This is a genomic window from Enterococcus sp. DIV0724b (genome assembly GCF_050531475.1).
GTDB classification, from domain to species: Bacteria; Bacillota; Bacilli; order Lactobacillales; family Enterococcaceae; genus Enterococcus_L; species Enterococcus_L haemoperoxidus.
Window position 1 is genome coordinate 2,042,248 of record NZ_CP172890.1, and the last position, 25,838, is coordinate 2,068,085.

Annotated in this window: 23 protein-coding genes and 1 other RNA gene; 1 reads left to right on the forward strand and 23 read right to left on the reverse strand. The window is 35.6% G+C overall.

Features of this window, described 5'->3' with window-relative positions:
- Window positions 1-103: 103 nt before the first annotated feature.
- Entirely contained in the window at window positions 104-970 is an 867-nt protein-coding gene (locus tag IGJ02_RS09395; protein WP_430601816.1) for a LysR family transcriptional regulator, read from the forward strand.
- 232 nt (window positions 971-1,202) lie between these two features.
- Here the strand turns inward: IGJ02_RS09395 and ssrA are convergent.
- From ssrA to IGJ02_RS09510, 23 genes are all read right to left on the reverse strand, one after another.
- Window positions 1,203-1,570: a transfer-messenger RNA gene (gene ssrA, locus IGJ02_RS09400) on the reverse strand.
- Between the two features lie 141 nt (window positions 1,571-1,711).
- Window positions 1,712-2,035 carry a DMT family transporter gene (locus IGJ02_RS09405; protein ID WP_034683140.1) on the reverse strand — a complete coding sequence of 108 codons (324 nt, stop codon included), beginning with the start codon at window positions 2,033-2,035 and terminating at the stop codon, window positions 1,712-1,714.
- A 160-nt stretch (window positions 2,036-2,195) separates the two neighbouring features.
- Window positions 2,196-2,618, reverse strand: a complete 423-nt coding sequence (locus IGJ02_RS09410; RefSeq protein WP_430601817.1) for a VOC family protein — start codon at window positions 2,616-2,618, stop codon at window positions 2,196-2,198.
- 75 nt (window positions 2,619-2,693) lie between these two features.
- Window positions 2,694-3,173, reverse strand: a complete 480-nt coding sequence (locus IGJ02_RS09415; RefSeq protein ID WP_430601818.1) for a GAF domain-containing protein — start codon at window positions 3,171-3,173, stop codon at window positions 2,694-2,696.
- A 123-nt stretch (window positions 3,174-3,296) separates the two neighbouring features.
- On the reverse strand, window positions 3,297-4,031 hold the full coding sequence (locus IGJ02_RS09420) for a response regulator transcription factor (protein WP_010760260.1): 735 nt from the start codon (window positions 4,029-4,031) through the stop codon (window positions 3,297-3,299).
- A 16-nt stretch (window positions 4,032-4,047) separates the two neighbouring features.
- Window positions 4,048-5,205 carry a histidine kinase gene (locus tag IGJ02_RS09425; protein ID WP_010760259.1) on the reverse strand — a complete coding sequence of 386 codons (1,158 nt, stop codon included), beginning with the start codon at window positions 5,203-5,205 and terminating at the stop codon, window positions 4,048-4,050.
- A 345-nt stretch (window positions 5,206-5,550) separates the two neighbouring features.
- Window positions 5,551-6,501, reverse strand: a complete 951-nt coding sequence (cutD, locus tag IGJ02_RS09430) for a choline TMA-lyase-activating enzyme (RefSeq protein WP_430601819.1) — start codon at window positions 6,499-6,501, stop codon at window positions 5,551-5,553.
- A 17-nt stretch (window positions 6,502-6,518) separates the two neighbouring features.
- A complete protein-coding gene (locus tag IGJ02_RS09435) occupies window positions 6,519-6,797 on the reverse strand; it encodes a hypothetical protein (protein ID WP_430601820.1) in 279 nt (92 codons plus the stop codon).
- Complete coding sequence (locus IGJ02_RS09440) at window positions 6,797-7,813, reverse strand: DMT family transporter (RefSeq protein WP_430601821.1); 1,017 nt, start codon at window positions 7,811-7,813, stop codon at window positions 6,797-6,799. Before IGJ02_RS09440 ends, IGJ02_RS09435 begins: the two co-directional genes overlap by 1 nt.
- A 140-nt stretch (window positions 7,814-7,953) precedes the next feature.
- The gene (gene cutC, locus IGJ02_RS09445) at window positions 7,954-10,494 is read right to left on the reverse strand and encodes a choline trimethylamine-lyase (protein WP_430601822.1); all 2,541 of its coding nucleotides are present in this window, start codon (window positions 10,492-10,494) and stop codon (window positions 7,954-7,956) included.
- 745 nt (window positions 10,495-11,239) lie between these two features.
- Window positions 11,240-12,037 (reverse strand): MurR/RpiR family transcriptional regulator, encoded by a 798-nt coding sequence (locus IGJ02_RS09450; protein WP_430601823.1) that lies wholly within the window; start codon window positions 12,035-12,037, stop codon window positions 11,240-11,242.
- An 11-nt stretch (window positions 12,038-12,048) separates the two neighbouring features.
- Complete coding sequence (gene aguA, locus IGJ02_RS09455; RefSeq protein WP_430601824.1) at window positions 12,049-13,146, reverse strand: agmatine deiminase; 1,098 nt, start codon at window positions 13,144-13,146, stop codon at window positions 12,049-12,051.
- A gap of 116 nt (window positions 13,147-13,262) precedes the next feature.
- Window positions 13,263-14,201, reverse strand: coding sequence for a carbamate kinase (gene arcC / locus IGJ02_RS09460; RefSeq protein WP_430601825.1), 939 nt, complete (start codon window positions 14,199-14,201; stop codon window positions 13,263-13,265).
- A 10-nt stretch (window positions 14,202-14,211) separates the two neighbouring features.
- On the reverse strand, window positions 14,212-15,303 hold the full coding sequence (aguA, locus tag IGJ02_RS09465) for an agmatine deiminase (protein ID WP_430601826.1): 1,092 nt from the start codon (window positions 15,301-15,303) through the stop codon (window positions 14,212-14,214).
- Window positions 15,304-15,316: 13 nt separating this feature from the next.
- Window positions 15,317-16,696 (reverse strand): APC family permease, encoded by a 1,380-nt coding sequence (locus tag IGJ02_RS09470; protein WP_430601827.1) that lies wholly within the window; start codon window positions 16,694-16,696, stop codon window positions 15,317-15,319.
- A 90-nt stretch (window positions 16,697-16,786) separates the two neighbouring features.
- Window positions 16,787-17,812, reverse strand: a complete 1,026-nt coding sequence (ptcA, locus tag IGJ02_RS09475; protein ID WP_034682663.1) for a putrescine carbamoyltransferase — start codon at window positions 17,810-17,812, stop codon at window positions 16,787-16,789.
- A 220-nt stretch (window positions 17,813-18,032) separates the two neighbouring features.
- On the reverse strand, window positions 18,033-19,463 hold the full coding sequence (locus tag IGJ02_RS09480; protein WP_010760247.1) for a 6-phospho-beta-glucosidase: 1,431 nt from the start codon (window positions 19,461-19,463) through the stop codon (window positions 18,033-18,035).
- A 40-nt stretch (window positions 19,464-19,503) separates the two neighbouring features.
- Window positions 19,504-21,387, reverse strand: a complete 1,884-nt coding sequence (locus IGJ02_RS09485) for a beta-glucoside-specific PTS transporter subunit IIABC (RefSeq protein ID WP_430601828.1) — start codon at window positions 21,385-21,387, stop codon at window positions 19,504-19,506.
- 162 nt (window positions 21,388-21,549) lie between these two features.
- A complete protein-coding gene (licT, locus tag IGJ02_RS09490; protein WP_010760245.1) occupies window positions 21,550-22,386 on the reverse strand; it encodes a BglG family transcription antiterminator LicT in 837 nt (278 codons plus the stop codon).
- 269 nt (window positions 22,387-22,655) lie between these two features.
- Window positions 22,656-23,711: a tyrosine-protein phosphatase gene (locus IGJ02_RS09495; protein ID WP_430601829.1), complete on the reverse strand. Its 1,056-nt coding sequence runs from the start codon at window positions 23,709-23,711 to the stop codon at window positions 22,656-22,658.
- 9 nt (window positions 23,712-23,720) lie between these two features.
- Window positions 23,721-24,980, reverse strand: coding sequence for a PTS sugar transporter subunit IIC (locus tag IGJ02_RS09500; RefSeq protein ID WP_430601830.1), 1,260 nt, complete (start codon window positions 24,978-24,980; stop codon window positions 23,721-23,723).
- 23 nt (window positions 24,981-25,003) lie between these two features.
- Window positions 25,004-25,306, reverse strand: coding sequence for a PTS sugar transporter subunit IIB (locus tag IGJ02_RS09505; protein WP_010760242.1), 303 nt, complete (start codon window positions 25,304-25,306; stop codon window positions 25,004-25,006).
- A gap of 22 nt (window positions 25,307-25,328) precedes the next feature.
- Window positions 25,329-25,664, reverse strand: a complete 336-nt coding sequence (locus IGJ02_RS09510) for a PTS lactose/cellobiose transporter subunit IIA (RefSeq protein WP_010760241.1) — start codon at window positions 25,662-25,664, stop codon at window positions 25,329-25,331.
- Between the last annotated feature and the right edge of the window lie 174 nt (window positions 25,665-25,838).

The following is a 25,838-nucleotide window of genomic DNA, read 5'->3' on the forward strand; positions in this document are numbered from 1 at the left end:
CATTAAATTTTCACTACCCAAATTATACCTGAATCGTTTATACTTAACTAATACCAATAAATCATATACAACTATTCTTTTTAACTATAGGAAGGGGTATTAAATGGAACTTCGTGTATTAACATACTTTTTAACTGTTGCAAGAGAAAAAACAATTAGTAAAGCGGCTGAAGTTTTACATCTATCTCAGCCAACGCTCTCAAAACAATTAAAAGAACTAGAAGAAGAGCTTGGTGTTACCTTATTTACTAGAGGAAATCGATTTATCACATTAACGGAAGATGGTATCTATTTAATGAATAGAGGAAAAGAAATTCTATCTTTGGTTGAGTCAACAACAACAAACCTTATTAAGAATGAAGTCATTAGTGGAGAGATCACTATTGGTGGCGGGGAAACGCAAGCGTTTGAGTTTCTTGGACGTATTCTGCATGAACTTAGAGACAACTATCCAGAAATTAACATACACCTTTATAGCGGAAATGCTGATGATGTATTGGAAAAAATTGATAAGGGGCTGTTAGATTTTGGGCTGGTTATCGACCCCGTAGAAAAACAAAAATACGAATATATTCGCCTGCCTTTGATTGATTCCTGGGGAATTTTAGTCAATAAATCACATCCTCTAGCTAACCAAAAAACAGTCCAGCCAAAAGATATTCAACATACACCTTTGCTCATTTCAAATCAATCATTCGTTGATAATCAGCTGTCCGAATGGTTTGGAGGAAATATAACACACCTAAATGTTGTTGGCACATATAATTTACTTTATAATGCCTCATTGTTGGTAAAAGAAGGCATCGCAAGTGCCCTTTGCATTGACGGCATTGTGAATACGGCTAATACAAATCTAGTCTTTATTCCCTTTTCACCACTATTAACCGCAAATATCAACATTGTTTGGAAAAAAGATCAAATCTTTTCAAGTGCTTCAAAAGAATTTCTACGTCTACTGAAATTGGTTTAGTTATATCTGCTACTTATTAATAATCAGATTGATACTTTATCACACTTTTTAACTTATTTGAGAAAGGCTAGATTTAAAAAAATTAGTACGATAAAAGCTATTTAAACTTAATGGCAATGTAAAATACTTGCAAAAATCATTTCATTTTCTAAAAATAAAAAACAGCTATGAATACCCACTAAAGGCATTTACAGCTGTTTTTCGTTTTAACTTTTGGTCTCACATTTACTAAAAATGGAGACGGCGGGAGTCGAACCCGCGTCCAAACACATTGCCACTTAAACTTCTACGCTCATAGTCATACTATTTTAAGGCTTCGCTGAAGTTCATGCCGCATAACAGGCCCAAACTCTCGCTAGTCTGATGATCTCTTCTACATTTTACAGACGGAAAAATGTAGCGTATCCCACTTAATTTGAGACCCTTACCCGAGCACATGGGCGATGCCGGGAGGATCTTCACCTGCTGTTTTTACGCAGCTAGAGCGAAAGTATTGTTTTCGTTTTTAGCAGTTATATTTAACTGTAACGTTTTTACGTAGACGTAACCTACGAAACGCAATTCAAGCTCAACTATGCCTGTCGAATCCGTAACGTCCCCGTTAAGATTAAATAGCATAATATACGCTTTTATTAGTATAACATATTCATCTTGATTTTTAAAGGATCAGGTGCTGCTTCTTCACCTTTCTATTTATAGCGAAATAACACTTCTTGAAATAATTTTTCATTTCTAAAAAAATTAATGTCCAGTTCCAAAAGTATTGACTAAAACCGTACCAATCACGATAAAACCAATACCGATAACGGTTGGTGTATTGATTTGTTCTTTCCAATAAACCACTGAAAAGATCGTGATCAAGATGATTCCGACTGCTCCCCATAATGCATATGCAACATTTAATGGCATATATTTTATCGCTTTAGACAAACTATAAAAACAGACAACATAAGCAACTAAACATTCTACCGATGGCACTAACTTACTAAATCCATCCGTTGCTTTTAGTAGATTTGTTGCTATAACCTCACTTATTATGGCAATAAATAGATATAAATACCCTATCAAAATTTTCCCCTCCTTATCTAATAACTAAATCATTATATCAAAATTCCACCCAAATTGAACGTAGATTTTTCTATATAATCAAAAAAACCATCAATAGATTTAATCGTTCAAAATCCATTGATGATCTCTTATTTATTTTAGCTGATTCTTTACAAAATTAGGACTCAATATAATAATTCAGCATCCAATTGATTCCAAATTTATCAATGACCATACCATATTTTTTAGACCAGAATGTTTCACCTAAAGGCATCGTTACTTTTCCACCTTCAGTTAAACGTTCGAAAATACGATCTATTTTCGCTTCATCTTCTGTGCTTATCACTAAAGAAACATTATTTCCTTCAATAAACGTCAAGCCCATTCCATCCGGCACATCAGAAAACATCACGGGTACACCCTCAATTGTCATTGATGCATTGATAATCAGATTTTTCCAAGCTTCTGGTGTTGGATGTTCTGGATCTTCCGGTGCATCCGCAAACGTCATAACATCTTCACATGTTACGTCAAATACTGTTTCATAAAATGCAATTGCCTCTGCCGCTTCAGTCTTAAAATTTAAATATACTTCTAGCATTGGTTGTCATCCCCTCACTCTATTTTTAATGATTATCTCATGCCAAAATAGATTAAGCGAAAGGGATGCTCATATTTACCTAAAATTGGTATCTTTTAAAAGCGCTGCAACAAATTGTTCTAAGTACTTCTGATCTGTTTCATCATAACCATGAGTTACCGAACTATCTAGATCTAAAACGCCAAGCAGTTTTCCGTCCTTGATCATTGGTACGACAATTTCAGATCGTGCAGCTGAATCACAAGAGATATAATTTTTATGATTTTTTACATCATCAACAATTAACGTTTCACGTTTTTCAGCAGATTCTCCACACACACCTTTACCCATGTTAATTCGAGTACACGAAACTTTTCCTTGAAACGGACCTAATACCAGTTCTTCTTCATCAAATAAGTAATAACCGGCAAAAACTGTATTAGGTAACGCATCTGCCAATAGTGCAGAAGAATTGGCGAGGTTCGCGATTTTATCATGTTCGATTTCAATAATTGCAGCTTGTTGCTGTACTAAAAGTTGATATGTAGCGATCTTTTCTTCTTTTGTTTTCCACATTTTCAGTTCACACTCTTTTCTATATTTATAATAGGAAATAGTTTAATTATTTTCTTATTATATTATAGACTTAGTCTAGCAAATTTTGAATTGTTTTATTCCATTATCTCCACCATTATTTTCTTATTTGACTACTTCTTGTTTACGATACTCATGTGGTGTCATTTTTAGATATTTCGTAAATACTCTAGTAAAATAGGAAGAATCAGCAAAACCAACTTCTGTTGCAATTCGATATAATGGCAAATCAGTTTCATGCAACAGACGACAGGATTCTTCGACTTTCAAGATATTGATATAGTCATTTACACTGATTCCAAGCTCCTTGCGAAATAATCGGCCGAAATACTGTGGATTTAAATAAACATGATTTGCAATATCGTCAATTGTTGTCTTTTGTTTAAAATTCTTCTTGATAAATTGAATTGCTTTATTGACTCCTTCACTAAATTGCTTATTGTAACTTTCAGAAAGCGTGTATTTCTTCTTACGCTTCATGAACTTATCTAGATGCTGCATCATTTCTTTTTTCGAATATGGTTTTAGTAAATAGCCTCGAATATTATAGGTCAATCCTTGGCTCAATAAATCGAAATTAGAATAGATTGATGTCCAAATTGTGTAAATCGTTGGTTTGATCTGGAGCATTTCTTTTTGTAATTCTAGTCCATTTATCCCAGCTACTTCAATATCCATTACAACTAATTCAGGTTGAAATATTCTAGCTTTAGATAGTGCTTCGATTCCATTTTGGACTTCCACTACATTTAAATTTTCTCTCTGATAGTTTTCTTTGATAATCTCTTTTATAAATTGGCGTTCCAACTCATCCTCTTCAACGATCATTATATTTTTCATGTACATCACCTTCTGGTCATACTATTAATCCTTTTGAAGCTGGAATCACAACTTCCACAATTAACTTATTAGACATTTCTACCACCTGAACATGCGCTTGATCTCCTAATAATTCAATCAATTTCTTGTTGCGGTTGGCCACTGTATGTAGAAATTCTTCCTCTACAACCAATTCTCTTTTTCTATCTAAGTGAATTTGCTCTTGAATCGTAATGATAATATTTCCATTGGTTTTTGTTACTGTAAATAGTAGAGAAAAATCATCTCCATATTTTGGTAATCTAATTTCTAGTAAATTTTCTACAATTGGAATCAACGTCATTACAGGTATTCGATATTGTGTCAATTCTTGGGGAAGATTGACTTGATACGATAATCTCTTTATAGACCTTGTTGTGCTAAGTTCTAAGTAGTCATTTAAATAGCTGAATGCTTCTTCCAAAGAAACACAATGATTTTGTGATTGATAATTGTAACGGATAACACTGGAAAGCTTATAAACAGCCTCTTCTAGATCAGGATTTTCATTAAAATGAGCTAACCTTGCCAATGTAGTCAGTGAATTGAATACAAAATAAGGTGTCAATCCTTTGATATTATCCTGATTTTCTATATGTTCTATTTTTTGAGATAAAATTTTTAGGTTATTCTCCGTTTTCTGTTTTTCTTTTTCCAATTTTTCCATCGTTAAAGTTTGAGATAAAAAAGCTGCAAACACTGAAGCAAAATTTTCAACTTTTTCTAAATCTTCCACTTCAAAAAGGTTTAAGATATTCATTCTTTCATTCGCACCAGCTATATCGATATCAGATAAGATCAACAAGTTGATATCTGTTTCATCTTTAAAAAATGGACCAAAAATCAATAATCCTCGTTCGTTCCCACAGTATTGAAACGGATAGATAAATTTACTTAGTCCATAACTACAGCGATGACAATAGGAAGAACTTCTCTTCTTTCTAAAAATACCGCTGCTAGAGGGACAAGATGAACAATCCATCGCTCTCTTGCAGAAGCTTTGGTTTGCTTTGTCATTTGTTGAACTCACTTTAGTTAAAAGTTGAAAATGCGGACGGACCTTAATCGGAAACCTTTTCAATAGCTCTTGAGATTGCTCAATCGTTTGCTGAGAAAGCTCTGAGCTGGTGTAGATAGTGAGATAAACATTTTCCACACTAATTGCTCCTTTTTAATACAATTTTTGTCATACATACAGTATAACATAAATAACATTTACTACAATTTTAGCTTTTAAATTACTATGACTAAATGATTATATAATGTATTAAATCAGGGGCGTAACAAATGAATATTCGCAATAAATACTTTTGCTACTACAATTTTTTATCAGCTCAATCTATACTAATTTTTACTCAGGCTATCCGATATTTTTTATCAAGTTTTAGTTGCTCTTTTTTGTTGATTTGTCTTCTTACATAACTTTCAGAATAGATCAAAGGCTTCAATTCAATCCTATCAGTCTACTTTTGTTTGATTTTTGTTTAAGCTAACTTAATTCTCAATGTTTGACTACTCTAATTGGTAAATCGAATTGAGCCATGTATTCTCTGATTTTTTCAAGTTCTTCATCTGTATACGACATGTCAACATCTTGCAATGGATAATTTTGTCCTAATTGTTCATATTTTGCAACACCCAATTTGTGATAGGGTAAAATATCGATACTTTTCAGGTAACCATTGGTTTGGATTTTTTTAATATATAAAATAGTTGCTTTTAACGTTTCGATAGAATCATTTAATCCTTTTATCAATGGCATTCTAACAGAAATAGTTGCTCCTGCTTGAAACAGCTGTTCCAAGTTTGTCATGATACGATCATTTCTTGCCCCCACTAGTTCGCGGTGTCTTTCAGGATCAAAATGTTTCACATCAAATAAAAATAAATCCGTCACATCAACAAATTTTTCCATTATTTCCCACTTCGTATAGCCACAAGTTTCAATTGCTGTATGAATGCCATTCTTTTTGCATTCAGCTAAAAGTTCTACTGCAAAATCTCCTTGATACGTCACCTCACCACCGCCAAGAGTAACGCCCCCATTGGAGCTCATATAAAACAACATATCCTGTAAAATAACATCCATCACTTCAGTAACTGTCATATCTTGCCCCATCACTGTCAAAGCATTTTTTGGACAGCTTTCTTCACAAATACGGCAACCGCTACAAGAAATTTCTCGATCAACAAAGTGTTCCTTTTTTCCATCTGTCGTCGTACGCATTTTATGAATATTTTTTGGGCAATGCTCTACACAAATACCACAATTATCACATATTGATTGTTGTTTCATTACTTGAAAGCCTGATTCTACACTTTCTGGATTTGAGCACCATTTACACCGTAATGGGCAGCCTTTAAAGAAGACTAGCGTACGAATCCCATCTCCATCGTAAATAGAATACTTCTGAATATTAAAGATCCGGGCCGTTTTTATGGCTGGTAACATCTTACTCACTACTTTCATTATTTTTTCGGTAAATATTTTCTTAGCATCTCTTTTCCAGCCTCATTTATTTGATACGTCGTCAGTAGTTGATTTTGTTCATTGATATATGCATCTGCTTCGTCTAATAACCCATTTTCCTTTAATGCAAGGACATGATCTAAAAATGCTGCTTCATTAAATTGCTTCTCTGCGCCATATTCTGGATGCAAACAAGTCATCAATTCTTGAAAATGCATTTTTTTCTCTTCTAATTCTTTTAATACACGAAAACGTAACGGTAATAGATTTTCTGCCATTATGCTGCCTCCTTTTTGAAAAATGAGAGTGGATTGACTGAGACCATGATTGCCCCAAACGTGATTAATAGTGCACCTATGATAACAGTTGGTGTAATCGCTGAAAAATCTTGAGAAACAACAGCTGAAAAAATAATTCCCCACATAACATACGTACTATTTAACGCCATCCCTTTCGCAACACCACACATACTATTTGCGTTATACCACTGTAAAAAAGATACCGCAGCAACTAATGCCGCTAAAGCTAAAACAGCTAACGTTTTTGGTGATTGGAACACCTGTTGAAAAACGCCTAACCCATTTACTAAAGGCATCACGATCAGGAAAAATGTTAAACCAGATGTAATATCACGAATCGTAATCGTTACCTTAGGGTCTAAAACAGAACCACCGAAGGCTGAAAGTACACCTTCCAATCCCCATCCTAAAGCAGCGATTGCTGCACAAATAATCCCTAAATAAAAATTCTCTACATTACCTGCTGGAGGTGTATATGAAATAACAATAGCACCTACTACACAAATCCCCATACCTGCCCAAACACGCTGAGTAATTTTTTCTTTTAAGAATACAGCTGAAAGCAACGCTCCAACTACTGGGCACAAAGCTGAAATCGGCACAGCATAAGTTGGTCCTGCAAAAGCAATACCTAGAAGATACGCACCTTGCGCAATCGGACCACCCATTAAAGCAGCTAAACACGTCATTTTTCCTGGAAATAATCTCAAACTTCTTAAAATCTCTTTTAATCTTCCTTGATAAGCATTATAAATAATTAACCAAATCGCGGCTAAAAAATCATTGAATCCCGCAAAAACTAAAGGTAAGGCATAGGCATTGGGTTCATCTGAAAAGAGAAACAACGAAATTGCTAAAGCTAGTAATGCACTATTCAACCCAAAAAGTAAGCCCGAAGACAAACCATTTAACAAGCCTTTTCGCTCAAAACTAGTTGCTTGTTTTATTTTTGCTTGTTCAACTGTAGCCCCACTTAAGTCATTTACATTATTCATTCTTTTTCCTCCCTCTATAAAATGGATTTAAGATAAAAGTTGTTTAATCATCCCGATTTGTTGGAATAGACCAAACAACTTTTTTCTCACCATTCTTAAATTTTAAGCTATTTAAAAAGAACGCTCCTTCTAACTAACCATTAGAAATGTTCGATCATAGTCCGGCTGATGATTTCATCTTGCACTTCTTTACATAATTCAACAAAGTATGCACTATAGCCAGCTACACGAATAATCAAATCACGATGTTTCTCTGGTTGTTCTTGGGCTTTTAGTAATAACTCGTTGTCGATATAACTAAACTGCATCTGTCCATTTCCTAGTATAGATGCTGTGCGTAAGAGGTTGATTAAACCATTTTCTCCTTCTGGCGTTTCTAAAATCCCTTTTAATAGTTTAAAGTTATGAACCATACCGATCGTCATACTTTCAACACCTAATTTACTGACTGACTTAATGATCGCTGTTGGGCCGAATTTATCAGCACCTTGACTTGGAGAGATTCCGTCAGAGAGTGGTACCCAAGCATTTCTGCCGTTAGGTGTGGCAGCGGTCATTTCTCCAAATGGTGTATTGTTGGAAATCGATAATGTTCCATGACTCATTTTCGAATAAAGCATGTCATATTGCTGATGTTCTCTTTCTGTCCAGTTAATGATTTCCGCTGCAATTGAATCAGCATAATCATCATCATTGCCATATTTTGGTGCACTTAAGCAATCACGTTTGATTTGGTCATATCCAACAAAATCAGCATCTAACGCTTCCTTGATTTGTTTTAATGTATATTTTTTATCTTCAAATACTAATTTTTTGATAACAACCATTGAGTCTACATAAGTTCCTAAACCGGACCAAACTAATCCTGGACCATTATTGACGACTGCTCCTCCATGTGTAACATCTTTCCCGCTATCCATACAACCTTCCACCATCAATGACATCAACGGTTTTGGAGCGACTTCTGAATGGACACGCTGACTGATTACAGTGCCGATTGCTGATAAATGAACGATTCTTCTCAGCTGTTCTTTCACTGCCTCATCAAATTGTTCAAAGGTTTCAAACTGATCTAAATCACCTGTATCGATTCCTTGTTTGGAACCATGCCATTTCATGATTCCACGGTTTAAAACAAACTCGATTGCAATTGGCCATTGTGTATAGCCAGTTGAAGTCCACTGATAGATTCTGCCGGATTTTTGAGGTTCTACACAACCCATTAAACAATAATCACGTGCATCTTCAATGCCAAACCCTTTAGCCAACATCATTTTAATATGAGAATCATCGAAATGACATGCAGGGAACCCCATACCTGCTTTGACAACTTCAACAATTTTTTTCAAGTATTTTTGCGGTGATTGGTTGTGAATACGACAAGCTAAAGAAGGTTGATACACTTTTGTCATGCGAATTGCTTCCATGATTGCATACGTCAATTCATTGGTGGCATCTCCACCTGTGCGTTTTACGCCACCAACAGTACAGTTGATAAACGGTTGATAGCCTGCAAAGAATTTTGCGCCGCCTTCACTAGAAAGCCACATGTATTCAGAACATTTAATAAAGAAACAGCCTAATAATTCGATTGCTTCTTTTTCAGTCATTCGTCCGGCTTCAAGATCAGCTTTATACATTGGATAAATATACTGATCTAAACGCCCTAATGAAATCCCTGTTTGATTTTCTTCAATTACAAACAATGATTCCATTGTCCAAATTGATTGCAATGCTTCTTTAAAGGTTTTTGGCGGATTTGCTGGAACAGCTAATAAAATTTCTGCTGTTTCTAGAAGTTCCGCTTTTCGAACTGGATCACTTTCTGCCATAGCCAACTCTTTAGCATAATCAGACAGACGTTTTGAGTAATTTAAAATACCGTCACATGTTTCGATTTCAGCTTTGTAGAAATAAATTTTTTCGATGTCGTCTGGGTTGCTCATCAACAATTCAGAAAGTTTTGTTTCTGCCTCTTCTTTAATTTTATTGATTCCTTTTTTGATTAGTAAAATATCATACCCTGGACAAGTATCACCACCACCGTTGATTTGATGATAGGATAAATCACTGACAAACGCTTCACCAGAAAATTCCCAAAGACCTGCTTCTTCATATTGTGACTGACACACTTCATCCAGCGAACGTGTTTCCCAAAATGGGAAGATATCTTCACGCAACATTTTCTTTGTTTCTTCAGTAATTTCAAATGGATCTTGCGGACGTGAATCAATTGTATCAAGTTCATCCAACACCCAACGCCAAGCAATATCTGGAGCAACTGCCCCAGCACGAGGACGGCCACACGGGTGACCTACGATTAGTTCATTATCTTGAATGAGTAAAGGAGCTGTTTCACATGCATGTTTAAACGCTTTAGCTCGTAAAATGATTTTAGGCATGCCCCAATATTTTTTTGCAATTTCGGTCACTGCTTTTGCTCGATGCGCCGTTACGGAAGGACGAATCGTTAAATAGTGGTCTTTTAATTTTTTTAATCGCGGACTAAACCTGCTTAATTCATCTCCTTGAAATGTTGAGATATTTGATACCACTACAGGATCGTCCTCTTTTAATTCTTGTATGACACCTGAAAATACTTTGACTAACTCCTGTGAATCCGTACTCGATAGATTTTTTGTCGCATCAATTAATTGTTTTTCTAAAAGTTCATTATTCATATTCTTTTCCTCCTATATTCTCGCACAAATAAACTCCCCAAACTGTTCACGCTTACATTCCATTTGACTATTAACTAGCGATATTATATTTACCAAAAAGCTTTTACTCCTATCATTTCTAGCTCATCTTATATACTTCATAACCTCCTCAGACATGAATTTGTTTACATGACTTAGTTTAACTTGTAAAATTCATAGATTTTTTTAAAATAAAGACCTTCTATTGTAATAAAGAGAGATTATGAATTAGCTATTTTATCAAAACTTTGTTTTTTTATTAGGAAAGATGTTCATACTATTCATAACAAATTCAAACGAATTCACACTTTTTTCAAGCTTTTTTATGTTTGATTTAATCTATTAAGGTTATAGTTTAATCATAGTAAACAACCAATAATATTGTGGATGAACGTGGTGTTAAAACTCTTTGAGGACTAACGGATGTTTATTCTCGACCCGATGAGGTGTAGGTTCGAATCCTACCGTCCACGTACGTGCAGTTTTTGCACTTGAACACAGACTTTTATACTATAAAAAAGGAATGATGATTATGAAAAAAATATTATTTACAGGCGTAGCGTTATCAGCAATTTCACTTGCTTCCTATTCATGTTTGAAATATACATCGAAACATTTATACGACTATGGCAAACTATAGCAAAAAAGTTGTCTTGAACGTTTTTTGTTCAAGACAACTTTTTATTCTATTTTTTAATAATAGCTTCTCAAATAGAAAAATGATCAATTATTTAAAAACCAAATGATACTCACCTTCTTCAGCATTATCCAAATACTGATACAAGATTAATTCAAGAATTGCCAACATCGAAACATGCGACGTGATTTCCATCTTATTTAAAAAGAGCTCATCTGTAAACATGTAAAAATTAATATCACTCATATTTTGAACCACATTATTATCTGCTCCTGTAATTGAAACAAGTAGAGGATGAGCAGTATTTTTTAAACGTTGCATCAATCGAATCCATTCTTCATCTTTTCCTTGATACGTCAAAATAAAAACTAGATCATCTGACTTTATCTGCTTTTGAACGACGGCCCGCATTGATTGATCTTCCGGAAATACCACCAAAAAACCTGCTGCTACAAATAAATACTTTGCATACTGCATCAGCTGCTTGTTCATTCCTTTAGCAAATAAGTAAATGATTGGCTTCTTCTTTAAGTATGCTCCAACCGTTATCAAACTATTTTTGTCAATGACACGAACCGATTCATTGATATTTTTAAGATACTCCTCTCGATAATCTTTTTGAGAAACTACAAAAGGGCTGACTTTTTCTTCTTTTTTCTGATTTAAAAGAGTATATTTGATAACCGTTGTAAATTCACTGTAGCCAGAAAAACCAATTTTTCGAACAAACCTTAAAAAAGTTGTTGTCGATACAAAACAATCATCTGCCACTTCACGAATACTTTTATTTTTAATCTCATTTAAGTTTTTCACAACATAATCAAATAATAGATGTTCATTCTTTGTTAACTCTGAAACATGAGGGTTTACCACTTCAAAAAAGTCCACATATTTCCCTCCTACCTGATTTTAGGAACACTTTGTGCAATGCAATGAATATTTCCGCCACCTAATAAAATTTCACGAGCAGGAATGCCAATAATTTTACGGTTTGGGTACAATTTTTTTAGCAATAATCCAGCGGCTTGATCATTTTTATCATTAAACAAAGGATAAACAATGCCATCATTAGCTGTATAATAACTAACATATGTTGCTGTCAATCTGTCGCCTGGAAATCGTGGCAGCATTCCATTCACTGGGTCTACTCCTTGGCTTTCTTCTGTCGTAATGTACATCGGTTCTGGCATGTGCATCTTGTGAATGACCAGTTTTCGACCTTTTGCATCTGTTTCATTTTTTAACTGTTCATATGCCGCTTTTGAAATTTCATATTGCGGATCATCAGGATCATTCGTCCATGTAAGGACAATTTCACCAGGACGAACAACGTTAAGCATGTTGTCGATATCGCCATTCGTTTCGTCCAAAAAAAAGCCTTTCTTTAGCCAAATGATTTTTTCTACATTGCAGTAATCTTTTAATATTTTTTCAATTTCCCCTTTAGAAAGTTTACCATTTCTACCTTCTGAAAGTAAAACTTCTTCTGTAGTGTAAAGTGTTCCATCACCATCTAAATGAATCGAACAGCCTTCTAAAATAAACTCTTTTAAAGAATAGTAATCCATACGATTGAATTCGCATAATTTTTCAGCAATCAAATCATCTTGATCCCATGGAAAATATAGTCCATCTAATAAACCACCCCACGCATTAAAACGCCAGTCTACTCCACGGACTTCCCCCTCTTTATTCCTTACATAAATTGGGCCATAATCTTTGATCCAAGCGTCATTATTACTCAACTCCATTACTCGAATGGATTCTGGTAATAACTGACGGGCATTCTTGTATTGCTTAGCAGAAACAAACATTGTAACAGGTTCAAACTTTGCAATAGCCTTAGCTACTGCTATATAGGCTGTTTGAGCAGGCTTGGCTCCGTTGCGCCAATTATCAGCTCGCTCTGGCCAAATCATATAGGCTTCTTCATGTGGTTCAAATTCTGCTGGTGCAAAAAAGCTATCCTTTTTTGGATTGCTAGATGTTAATTTCATAGATGTTGTGCTCCTTTTCGATAATGGCTCACTCTTTTCATATGTAAGCGATATATTTTTAATATATCAGAAAGAAAGAGCAGAAACTAGCATTTGCTTCTACTCTTTCTGTCAAACTAAGCAGTGATAATTGTACCCGTTTCTTCTGATAATAAGTTTTTGATATTTTCTAAGGAGGTAATGACTGCTTTGCCATTAGTATTTTCTTTAAGAAATGTTATTGCTGCTTGAACTTTAGGTAGCATACTGCCTGGTGCAAACTGATCTTCGTCAATATATTTTTCAATATCCGAGACTGTGACATTGGTTAAATCAGTCTGGTTCGGTTGATTGAAATTGATGCTTACATGCGCGACGCCTGTCAAAATCACTAACATATCTGCATGAACCAACGCAGCTATTTTTTCAGAGGCAAAATCTTTGTCGATCACAGCTTCAATACCTTGATAGGAATCATTTTTTCTGACGACTGGAATTCCTCCGCCACCACCTGCAATTGTGATGATACCATTTTCAACTAACTTCTCTATTACAGGATGCTCTACAATATTGATTGGTTTTGGTGACGGTACAACTTTACGGAAGCCTCGACCCGAATCTTCTACAAAAGTTGCTGAAGTTTGTTTTTTCTCCGATTCCATTTCAGATTCACTTAAAAAGGGACCAATCGGTTTACTTGGTGCTTGAAAAGCTGGATCTGTTTCGCTGACAACAACTTGTGTTAAGATTGTGGCCACATTTTTAGAGATATTTCTTTTTTCTAACTCGTCCACTAAGGCATTTTCTAACCAATAACCAATGCTACCTTGGGTCATCGCAACTGCTGTATCAATAGGCATTGCTGGATTTTGTTCTGTTGCACCTAATTGTTGTTGTAATAATAAGTTACCAACTTGAGGACCATTTCCATGTGTGATGATCAATTCGTGGCCTATTTCAATAAGATCAGCTAAATAATAGGCCGTTTGAGCTAAAGTTTTTTGTTGTCCTTTAGCACTAGGATCTGTTGTTAGAATAGCATTTCCTCCTAGAGCCACTACGATACGTTTTTTCATCTATTCCACCTCATTTTGGCACTTGTTGGGTAATACAATGAATATTCCCACCACCTAAAAGAATTTCTCTTGCTGGCACACCAACAATTTTTCTATCAGGATATAGTTTTTGCAACAAAGTGATGGCTTTCTCATCATTCGGATCATCAAACAAAGGAAGAACGATTCCGCCATTTGCTGTGTAATAATTTGCATAACTAGCCGCTAAACGATCCCCTTTTTCTCTAGGTAGCGTCCCTGCCACTGCATCCACACCTAAACTTTCCTCTTCTGTAATCAAGATTGGTTTAGGCACATATAGTTTGTGAACAATTAACTTGCGGCCGTGAGCGTCTGTTTCATTTTCTAAAATCTCTAAACATTCTTTGGAAATTTCATATTGTGGATCATTTTTATCATCTGTCCAGGCTAGTACAACTTCTCCTGGTTTGACAAAATTAACGATATTGTCCACATGACCATTCGTCTCATCTAAATAAATACCACGTTTTAGCCAAATAATTTTTTCTAACGAAAGGTATTCTTTTAGAACTTGTTCTATTTGTTCTTTTGAAAGTTGAGTATTTCTGCCTTCTGAAAGTAAACATTCTTCTGTAGTGATCAACGTTCCTTCACCGTCAACGTGAATAGAACCACCTTCTAATACAAAATCATTTAAACGATAACGGTCCAACCACTCTATTTCACAAATCTTTTGCGCCACTTGATCATCTTTATCCCATGGAAAATATAGACCGTCTACCAATCCACCCCAAGAATTAAAGGTCCAGTCTACCCCACGAATCTCTCCTTCGTCATTTTTTACAAAAGTCGGTCCGCAGTCGCGAACCCACGCATCATCATTGGCAATTTCAACGACACGAACATTTTCAGGTAACATATGACGAGCATTATCGTATTGTTCTGCAGATACCCCTACAGTTACTAGTTCAAATTCACTGATTGCAACTGCTACATCTACAAAAGTTTTTTGTGCCGCTTTACCACCATTGCGCCAATTGTCAGGACGTTCCGGCCACAAAATATAAACGCCTTGATGAGATTCAAATTCTCCCGGCATCCGAAAACCGTCTTTTTTTGGTGAACTATCAATTGTTTTCATGTTCAAAACTCCCTTAATTTTGATTTTTTTCCACTTGTTTTTTAGCGTACTCTTTATCCCCTAGCCGAATACAGATTTCACCAATGATCGTTGCAACGATGGTTCCTATCAAAATTGGAATTTTCTCTGAAAACTCTGAGCTTGATAATGGAACAATTGAGAAGAACAACGTAATAACTAATAGCAGCATTGGAATGTAGGCAATAATTTTTAATAAAACAGGTCCGCCTGGTACTTTAAATGGCCGCTCTTTATCAGGATCGATTTTTCGCAATTTTAAAAAAGCGGGAAACATCATAATATAAGAAACTAATAATGCCACCACATTTAAAGCAAAGAACGCCCAAAAAATATTTTCATTTGGGATAAATGGGGCTACGATCACTAAGGCTGACCCTACAATTCCATTAATAATAGAAGCGCCAATTGGCATTTCGTTTTTAGGATTTTCTTTTGCAAATATTTTTGGCATATCTTGATTTTTAGCAGCATAAAAGGCAACATAATTTACGCCTAACGCCCAAGAAATCAGATTAGCCGCTAATGTGTACATAAACAATAAACCAATAACGACCACAAATGGATTGATTCCACCCACTAGTAAGATAAAACTATCAATTAAACCACCTGATGTTGACAATTGATCTGCCGGTACAGCAGCGCCCATACCAAAAGCTGCAAATAAATAGAAGAATGCAATTAATATTCCCCCCCAGATGATAGCTTGAGGAATTTGCTTTTTAGGGTTTTCCATATCACTAGCCAATGTCGTCACGACTTCAAACCCTAAAAAATTAAACAAAATCACTGAAATAAAACTTAAACTCTTCAAATCAAAGCTTGGCAATAACGCTTTGCCAGAAAAATCATTGGCCATCCCTTTCGTCACTGCATGATAAATACCTAATACACCTAAACAGACCATGATCGCTACTTTCGCAAAAGCCGCGAGATTCAAAATCCATTTGCTATCACTAACTGGATAACAACTAATCAATGTCACACCCCAGATAAAAACTAACTGAAGTATAATTAAAGTAGGCGTTCCTAATGTTAAGCCAAAAATCTGCGTCATCACTTCTGTAAAAAGGACGGCTAAACTTGCCATCCAAATTGGAAAATTAATCCAATAAAACCACGCTACACGAGCTCCCCAACGACGACCAAAGGCCATTTTCACCCAATCATAAATACCTCCATCTCCAGTGTAAGTCGTGCCCAATTCAGCTGAAATTAACCCATAAGGTAAGAAGAATAAAATAAGTAAAATTCCCCACCAAAAAAATTGTGACGATCCGATTGCAGCGGCAGGAGCAGCAGATTCAACAACAAGTATTACGACGACTGCCATTAGAACTGCGTCAAACAAACGAAATTTCTTTTTTTCTTTCATGTTTTGTACGCACCTTTCATTAAGGAAATGGGAGTAGAAGCAGAAATTTTAAGAGAACAATTCCACTTCTTTTCCCTCATTTCTCTAAAATCACTTAGCAACTACAGCATTTTTCAACATTAATTCAAATTCGGCATCATAGCGATCTCCTACCTCTTTACTTGCATATTCCAAATATGGATTCATGAAATAAACTAATAATGAACGCATTGCAGTTAAGCGATTTTCAGCTTCATCTAAGACAACTGAATAAGAAGCATCCAATACTTCGTCTGTCACTTCTTCCCCTCTCGTTGCAGGTAAACAATGTAAGAATTTAACATGAGGTGCCGCCATATCGATCAAGGCTTGATTTACTTGATATTTTGGATAGAAGGTCGCCATTCGTTCTTCCTCTGATAGTTCAGCTTCATATAAACCATACCAAACATCTGTATAAATAAAATCAGCATCTTTCATCGCTTCTTCTGCATTTTCAGTGATCAACACACTACCGCCAGACAGTTCGGCATTTTTTTGCCCGATGGCTAAGGTTTCATTTTTGATCTGGAAACCTTTTGGCCCGAATTGAACGAAATCCATTCCCATCTTCGTTGCCATAAACATCGTGGAAACACACACTTGAGTCGCATCTCCAACAAAGACTATTTTACAATCACTCAGTGTTTTCCCTACTGGTAAATGTTCTGTCATCGTAATGATATCGCCTAGTTCTTGTGTAGGGTGGTTATAATCACTCATACCATTAATAACTGGGATCGTCGCATCTTTTGCTAGATCAACAATTGTTTGATGACGTTCAACACGGGCCATTAAAATATCCACCAAACGAGATAACACCCGAGCAGTGTCCCCTAAGGATTCATGCCCACCTAGTTGAATTTGACCTGGTGCTAAATATTGGGCATGCCCACCTAGTTGTGTCATGGCTGTTTCAAATGATACTCTAGTACGAGTTGATGATTGCTCAAAAATCATCCCTAATGTTTTATCTTTTAAAAGCGGTGGATAGTATCCATTCTTAATTGATTCTTTTAATTTTAAAGCTAGTTGGATCATAAAATCGATTTCCGCTTTCGTAAAATCATTTGTATCGACAAAGTCTCTTTTTTTCATCATTTCTTCCACCAATCCATTTTGATTTTTATTGTCGGATTCCTCGAGTTTTCCTTTTGACGAGTTAAGCATACCTCGAAGTCTACTCTTTTTAAAGCGGTTTCCAAACTCTTGATGAAGAGAACAGCAGCTTGTATTTTGTTCCATTTTGCGTAACAGGTTACAAAAAAAAGACAAAAACAAGAACGGTACACTTGCTTTTGTCTTTTATTTATAAAATCTAATTCGTTAAATCTTCTCCATTAGTCGCAATGACTTTTTTATACCAGTCAAATGATTTTTTCTTCGAACGTTTTAAGGTTCCATTCCCTTCATTGTCACGGTCTACATAAATGAAACCGTAACGTTTTTTCATTTCACCTGTTCCAGCTGACACTAAATCGATACAGCCCCATGTTGTGTAACCGAGTAAATCTACGCCATCAAGCTCTACCGCATCTTTCATTGCTTGAATGTGTGCAGCTAGGTAGTCAATACGATAATCATCGATCACGTTGCCATTTTCGTCTGGTGTATCGACGGCACCTAATCCATTTTCAACGATAAACAATGGTTTTTGGTAACGATCATATAGATCATTCATTGTTGTACGTAATCCTAATGGATCGATTTGCCAGCCCCATTCACTTGCTTCTAAATAGGGATTTTTCACTGAAGCAAAGATATTTCCAGCTGTTTGTTCATTAACCGCTGGGTCTGTTGATTGAACACGTGATGAGTAGTATGAGAATGAAATAAAGTCTACTGTGTGTGCTTTCAATAATTCTAAATCACCGTCTTCAATTGGCAATTCGATACCTTCACGCTCTAATTCTTTAAGAGCATACGCTGGGTATTCGCCACGTGATTGAACGTCGATAAAGAAGAAATTCTCACGATCGGCTTTACGTGCTGCCCAGACATCTTCTGGTTTACATGTATATGCATAGTTTGTACCAGCTGCTAACATACAACCGACTTTGTTTTCTGGGTCGACTTCATGAGCGATTTTCGTTGCGATAGCACTTGCCAATAATTCGTGATGCGCTGCTTGATATTTGACTTGTTCTTTGTTTTCGCCTTCTTCAAAGTAAAGACCCGCGCCCATAAATGGTGCATGTAAGATCATATTGATTTCGTTAAACGTCAACCAATATTTTACTAAGCCTTTATAACGGTTGAAGATCACATTACATAGATTTTCATAAAAACCAACAAGCTCGCGACTACGCCACGCACCATATTTTTCCACTAAGTGCATTGGACAATCAAAGTGAGTGATCGTTACAAGGGGCTCTATATTGTGTTTACGGCATTCTTTGAACAAATCTTCATAGAACTTCAAGCCTTCTTCATTCGGCTCTGTTTCGTCTCCTAGAGGGAAAATACGACTCCAGGCAATTGATAGGCGGTAAGTCTTAAAACCCATTTCGCCGAATAATGCGATATCTTCTTTATAACGGTGATACATGTCGATCGCATTTTGAGCAGGGTAAAAATGTTCATCATCAAACGCAAACATTTTTTTCTCTCCAGTAATTACTGGGAAACGATCTGGTCCAACGGGTGCTAGATCCACATTCGCTAAACCTCGTCCTCCTTCGTTATAACCGCCTTCACATTGATTGGCGGCTGTTGCGCCACCCCATAAAAAATCTTTTCTAAATGCCATTCAAATCAACCTCCAATTTATTAGAATAAAGGAATTCTTGTTATCGAATAACCTTCATTACTTGCTCACCTGGTTCAGATAACGCTTTGGTCAACGTAATAATATCACCAAAATCTGCTGAATTTGTTACAACAACGGGTGTAATAATATTATAGCCTTTTTCAGCAATTTTTTCTAAGTCAAATTCAATTAATTTATCACCAATTTCAACGTTTTGTCCTTTTTCAACAAAATACTTATAACCATCACCATTTAATTGAACTGTGTCAATGCCGATATGAATCAATAACTCCACCCCTGAATCACTGGTCAAACCAATTGCATGTTTAGAATCAAAAATTGCTGTTACAATTCCTGAAACTGGTGCATAAACAACACCTTCTACTGGTTTCACTGCAAAACCTTTACCTAAAATTTCTTCAGAAAACATGCCATCTTCAACTACTGAAAGAGCAACTACTTCTCCTTTGATTGGTGTAGCAACTTCTGTAATAGCACTTATATCAGAAGAATGAATATCTTCACTTTTTTTTGCTGGTACGTTTGATGTTTCGATTACAGGGTCTTTATATAAAATATATGAGATCACAAAAGAAATCACAATACTAATAACGGCTCCAATACAAGCCATATATAAATGTCTTAACGTATCATCCCCAATGTAACTTGGAAGTGTTAACAAGCCTGGCGAACCACCTGTAAAGTTTTTCACTCGAGTGATTCCCATAAATAAACCACCGATACCCCCACCAATCATTGCAGCATATAAAGGAGTTTTATATTTTAGGTTGACTCCATATAAAGCAGGCTCAGTAATCCCAAATAAACCAGTTAAACCAGCTGAAGCTGCAACTTGTTTAATTGAAGACTCTTTACTTTTAACACCAACTGCCAAAGAAGCAGCCCCTTGCCCAAGATTTGACGCCAACATACCTGGATAGATCACACTATCATAACCTGTTGTCATTCTATTGTTGATCCCAATCGGCACTAAACCGTAGTGTGTTCCTGTCGCTACAAACAATGGTGTCAATGCACCAATAATCGTTGGAACTAACCATGGACTAAAGTTTTCCAATGCCTTGATCCCATTTGAAATACCATCACTAATAAAATAACCAACTGGTCCAATGACCACTAATGAAACTGTCCCGACAATTGCAATCGTAATCAATGGTTTACTGAAAAACTTGATTGCTTTAGGTGACACTTTATCCGCAATCGGTTCAATATAGGACATAAACCAAACAGCTAAAATAATCGGAATAACGGATGAACCATATGTTACTGCAGAAATTGGTAATCCGAATAAATGAATTCCACCTTCTCCAGCTTCTTTGATTGCATTAACCATTCCCACAAAGTTTGGATGCAGTAAGATTCCTCCAACCATCATTGCTAGATACATATTGGTTTTAAACTTTTGTGCAGATGATGCTGCTAGCAAAATAGGTAAAAAGTAAAAAGCAGAATCAGCCATAAAATCAATAATAATGTACGTTTGCCCCGTTTTATCGATTGCATTAAAGACAACCAATAGTGACAAAACAGCTTTTAACATCCCGGCTGCTGTAATCGCTGGTAAAATCGGTGTAAAAATACCAGTGATTGTGTCAATAATTTTCGAAGCAGTACCGCGGTCATCTTTTTCGTCAGATACGGTTTGCTCTCCATCTAAAGAAGGCACTTCTTTTAAAATCTCCTTATAAACACTGCCAACATCACTACCGATAATTACTTGATATTGACCACCTTTTGAAACAACACCCATCACGCCAGCAGTATTTTTAAGTTCGTCTGTTTCCGCTGCTTGTTCATCTTTTAAATTGAAACGTAATCTTGTAGCGCAATGAGTCAAACCAGAGATGTTCTGTTTGCCACCGATTTTTTCAATAATCGTTTGTGCTAATTCTTGATAATTCATTATTTATCCTCCAAATTTTAAAATTAAATCGTGAATTTGGCTTCACTCAGAAATGTGATAGCCCCATAAAATACACTGAAATCCATAAAAAAATACCTAAGAAACCTCTTATTTCAAAGAGATTTTCTTAGGTATAGCCTGCTCTAACGCAGTAACAATCCTTTAATTGTTGGTTATTCTTCTAATATGAATAGTGAGATAAATCATCTCATCTTCTTGTAAATCACGACCAAATTCTTTACTGATATAATCACGGATCTTCAATGCACAAAGATATTCGTCTTGATATTTTTCTTTCAGCATAAATAAGAATCCTTCGTCCTTATCTTTATCCAATTCTATACCACTAAACAAACGCTGTGCAAAGAACTTTAAATGCGTAATAAATCGCTCATAATTTAGCGTGTATTCATCCAAATCTGTTTTATAATGATATTTAACAATATTGATGATTTTTTGAATGACTTTTGTCATTTCAGAGACTTGGCTGACTTGAGATAAATCCAGTTCCGCATTAACAATATGCAATGCAATAAAACCCGCTTCATCTTCAGGCAACGCAATGCCCAGACGATTGGAAATCATATTTAACGCTTCTTTTCCTATCAAGTATTCATGATTGTAAAAACGTTTGATTTCCCAAAGAAGTGCATTTCTAACAGGTAAGCCACTATTGTGACGCTCAATCGCATAATCGATATGATCGGTCAATGTAAGATAAATATTTTCGTTTAACTTTTTTCCTAAGGAAACTTTAGCAAAACCAATAATTTCATTTGCCACCTGTAAATGCTCCAAACGGACATTTGCTAATAACTGAGTAAGTTTATTTGTATTTAAATCGGCATTGCTTGTATATATTTTTTCAATAAGAGCATCATCAATGACATCCCCTATATTTTTTTTAAAGCCAATACCTTTACCCATTACTAGCACTTCAAGACCGTCCGCATCAAGAGACTTTATAATATTATTATTGATTACTTTTTTTACTTCCATATTGTCCCCTCAATGAGATTAGATCAGCTAGCTAATTAAATGTTAATAAAAAGAAATGAAGTATAGCCTGAAAATTCAGTAACAATCTTAATTTCTCTTGTTATTAAAACATGAAAATAAAGCGTTGTCAACAAAGGAAAAAGTAACACTTAGTTTTTAAGATCAAACTAATTTTCAAATCAACTATTTTTGTTACTTATCGTGAATAGATAAATGACAAGATAGATGAGTTGTTCTATCTTGCCACCCTAACGTTTTTTAGATTCTCCCTATTCTACAGGATACAAGTATTTATTCCTTAAAACCTCTAACTGACTAGCCTCTATCTCTAGCACTTCCTTTAAGTACTTCTCTAACGTGCCATAATGTTCTTCTACCGTTGTGTACGCACCATCAAGATAATCTTTTTTGGTTTGCTGAAGTGAGGCTAAAAAAGCTAAAACATCTTCATTGTCAGTGTATTTTTTGTAGATAGCCATCCTTTTTGCATTTCTAGGCGCATTCATCTTATCTGTCAGCAAATAATCCTGATAGATTTGTTCTTTCCCTACTCCTAGTGCTCCTAAATACAAAGCCGCTGCCCAGCCAGTACGGTCTTTTCCACCTTGACAGTGGAAAATCAAAGGTGTCACTGAGTTTTGTAATAGTATTTCAAAAAATTGTTTATATGCTTTAATAGCATTTTCTCCTACAACTAATTGTTCCATTTGCTTGATCATAACATTTCGGTTTTTAATCAACTGAGCTCGACCAGCTTCAGTCTTAACCATTTTTTCCAATTGAATAATTTTATCTTCATCCTTTTTAGAAACAGATTGTGTACTTGCTTGTTGAGCGACATCTGCATGAGGATTAAAATTAAATGACTTACTTGTCAAAATTGATTTGTTCGGGTCTTTCGCAATTTCTTCTGGTGAACGAAAATCAATGATTCGCTTAACGCCCATTCGTTCGATATAAGCTTGCCCCACATCATCTATTTGATGAAGTGCATCTGAACGAAAAACTTTGCCCCAACTTGTTAAACGACCTTCTTTGGTTAAATAGCCTCCCATATCACGACAATTATACAAGTTTTTTAATGGTAAGCGTCGCTCTGCTCCGACAAAAATCTCTGAATTTACTCTTGTTTTAAAGTAAAGGCGTTCCTTAGAATTGGGATCTGCAAAGTTTTGCCAACCATTTTCAGTAAACTCTATATAGTTAGACTCATTTTCGGCAAAATTGTTTGCTCCATAGTAAACTTTAACAGGAAAGTTCACCGTTTCAGGGATGTAGATTGCTAATCCGTTATCATCTCTTTTTACTTGAAGTGATTGCATCATATCACGCTCCTAATTACTCTCAAGATTTGCTGCTTCTTCTGCAACACCTTGACTATCTAATTTTTTCATAAATGGTAGATACAATAATAGTACCACAACAAATTGAATCAGTTGAACCACTAATCCTTGCCAACCAGCGGCCATAAAACCAGATAAAAAGGTTGGTAGATTTTTAGGTACATTAACACTAATAACGGGTAGAAAACCAATAATCGTAGCCAAATAAGCGATTCCTACACAGACAGCTGCTGAAAGAGTCAAAGGAATAAAAATAATCGCGTTCATAATCATAGGAATTCCAAATTTCATAGGTTCAGTAATCCCAAAAATACTTGGTACCAAAGAGATTTTACCAATTGATTTAAACTTTTCGCTTCTACTCATCCAAACGAGGATAACAGCTAGTGCTAAGGCTCTTGGACCTTTAAATGCATCTAAGAAAAATGAATTAATAATATTCGTAGCAGCTTCTCCAGCCGCCACAGCCTCCATATTTGCATAGGCTTGCGTTGTAAATAAAACAGCAATAACAGAGCCTACCACCATACTTCCATGAATCCCGAAAAACCACAGTAATTCTGATAAAAACATGATAAATAGTGCTGACCAGATCGACCCGCCCAAAGCTTCAAGCGGAGTTTGCAAATTAGTATAAATAAAGTCATGTATATTACCAAATTTAGTTTCGGCAAAAGCTGTACTGATCATGATAACAACAATAAAAATAATTGCAGCTGGAACAATGGCTTCAAAGGTTTTAGCAATCGCTGTTGGTACACTCTCAGGCATCCTAAAAGTAATACGTTTTTGCACCATTTTAGCGAAAACCCAAGTAACAACTAATGCAACGATCATCCCCACAAAAATCCCCTTAGAACCTAAATAAGTTAATTCAAACGCCATAGCTGGTTTTTCTTTACCGATATCAAAAGCCGTGATCGGTGTCAAAACAAAAAAAGCAGCTAATGAAAGAATAATTGACGCAATCGTATCCCCTTTTTTCTCTCTTGCCATCGCACAAGAGATACCAATAATCACATAAATCGTAATTAGATTACTTGAAATTGATGTTCCTAACGAGCAAGCTTTCAAGACGATTTCAGGCAACCCTGGAATCATCCCAATAATTGTTGTCAGACTTCCTACTATTGTGATTGGCAGGGTCATCATCATACCATTAGCAATACTCTTAACAAATGTATTATTGGAAAACTTATTAACAAATACATTCAACCCTTTAATAAATGAACTTTTTTTCGTTTCTGACATTTGTAATCCTCCTTTAAATAACACTAATTAGACGCAATAACTTCTTGAGCATTCTTAAAGACTTGTTCACCATTCATCATGCCATAATCCATCATTTCAATCACAAGTACTGGAATATCTGGGTATTCTTTTTTTACATCATCCAACTGGTAACCAACTTGCGGCCCTAGTAAAATAATATCTGAACCTGTCACTTTTTCCTCCAATTCACTAAGCCCGCATGCTGAAATATCAGCCTCTATTCCCTGTGATTTTGCATATTCCTCCATTTTCTTAACCAACATTCCTGTTGACATTCCACCTGCACACGCTAATGTAATTTTCATCCTAATCACCTTTTCTATTTTTTTATGCGTTCTGTTTAATTAAGATACGCATTTCTTGCATTGCTTCATGTAAATCGATAAATTCTTTTGCAAAATCTGTTGCTGTGATTGCAGCCATCATGTGATCTTGCGCATGGGTCAAAAACATATTTGCTACTTCCTCCGGATTATTTGCAAATGTTTGTAAGATATCTGTATGATACTGATGGGCAATTTTTAGATTGCTCTTACTTTCTTCCAACATTTTTTTTGCACCCGATATCTCTCCACTTTTTGCTTCTTTGATTGCATTCATTGCTAAGGATTTTGCATTCCCAGCATAAACAATGATCTGCATTACATCTGTCTCTGAAATCATTTGACCTTCTCCCTTCAAACATTAATTACGTTGTCATATTTATATAAGCAATAACTGTGCCAAACTAGTAAAACACTGATGAAATAACAGTTTCCAAAAAATGTGTTTTGTATTCCGACTAAATAAAACACATTATTTACATACAACAAAACACATTATTGAAAATAAAACACA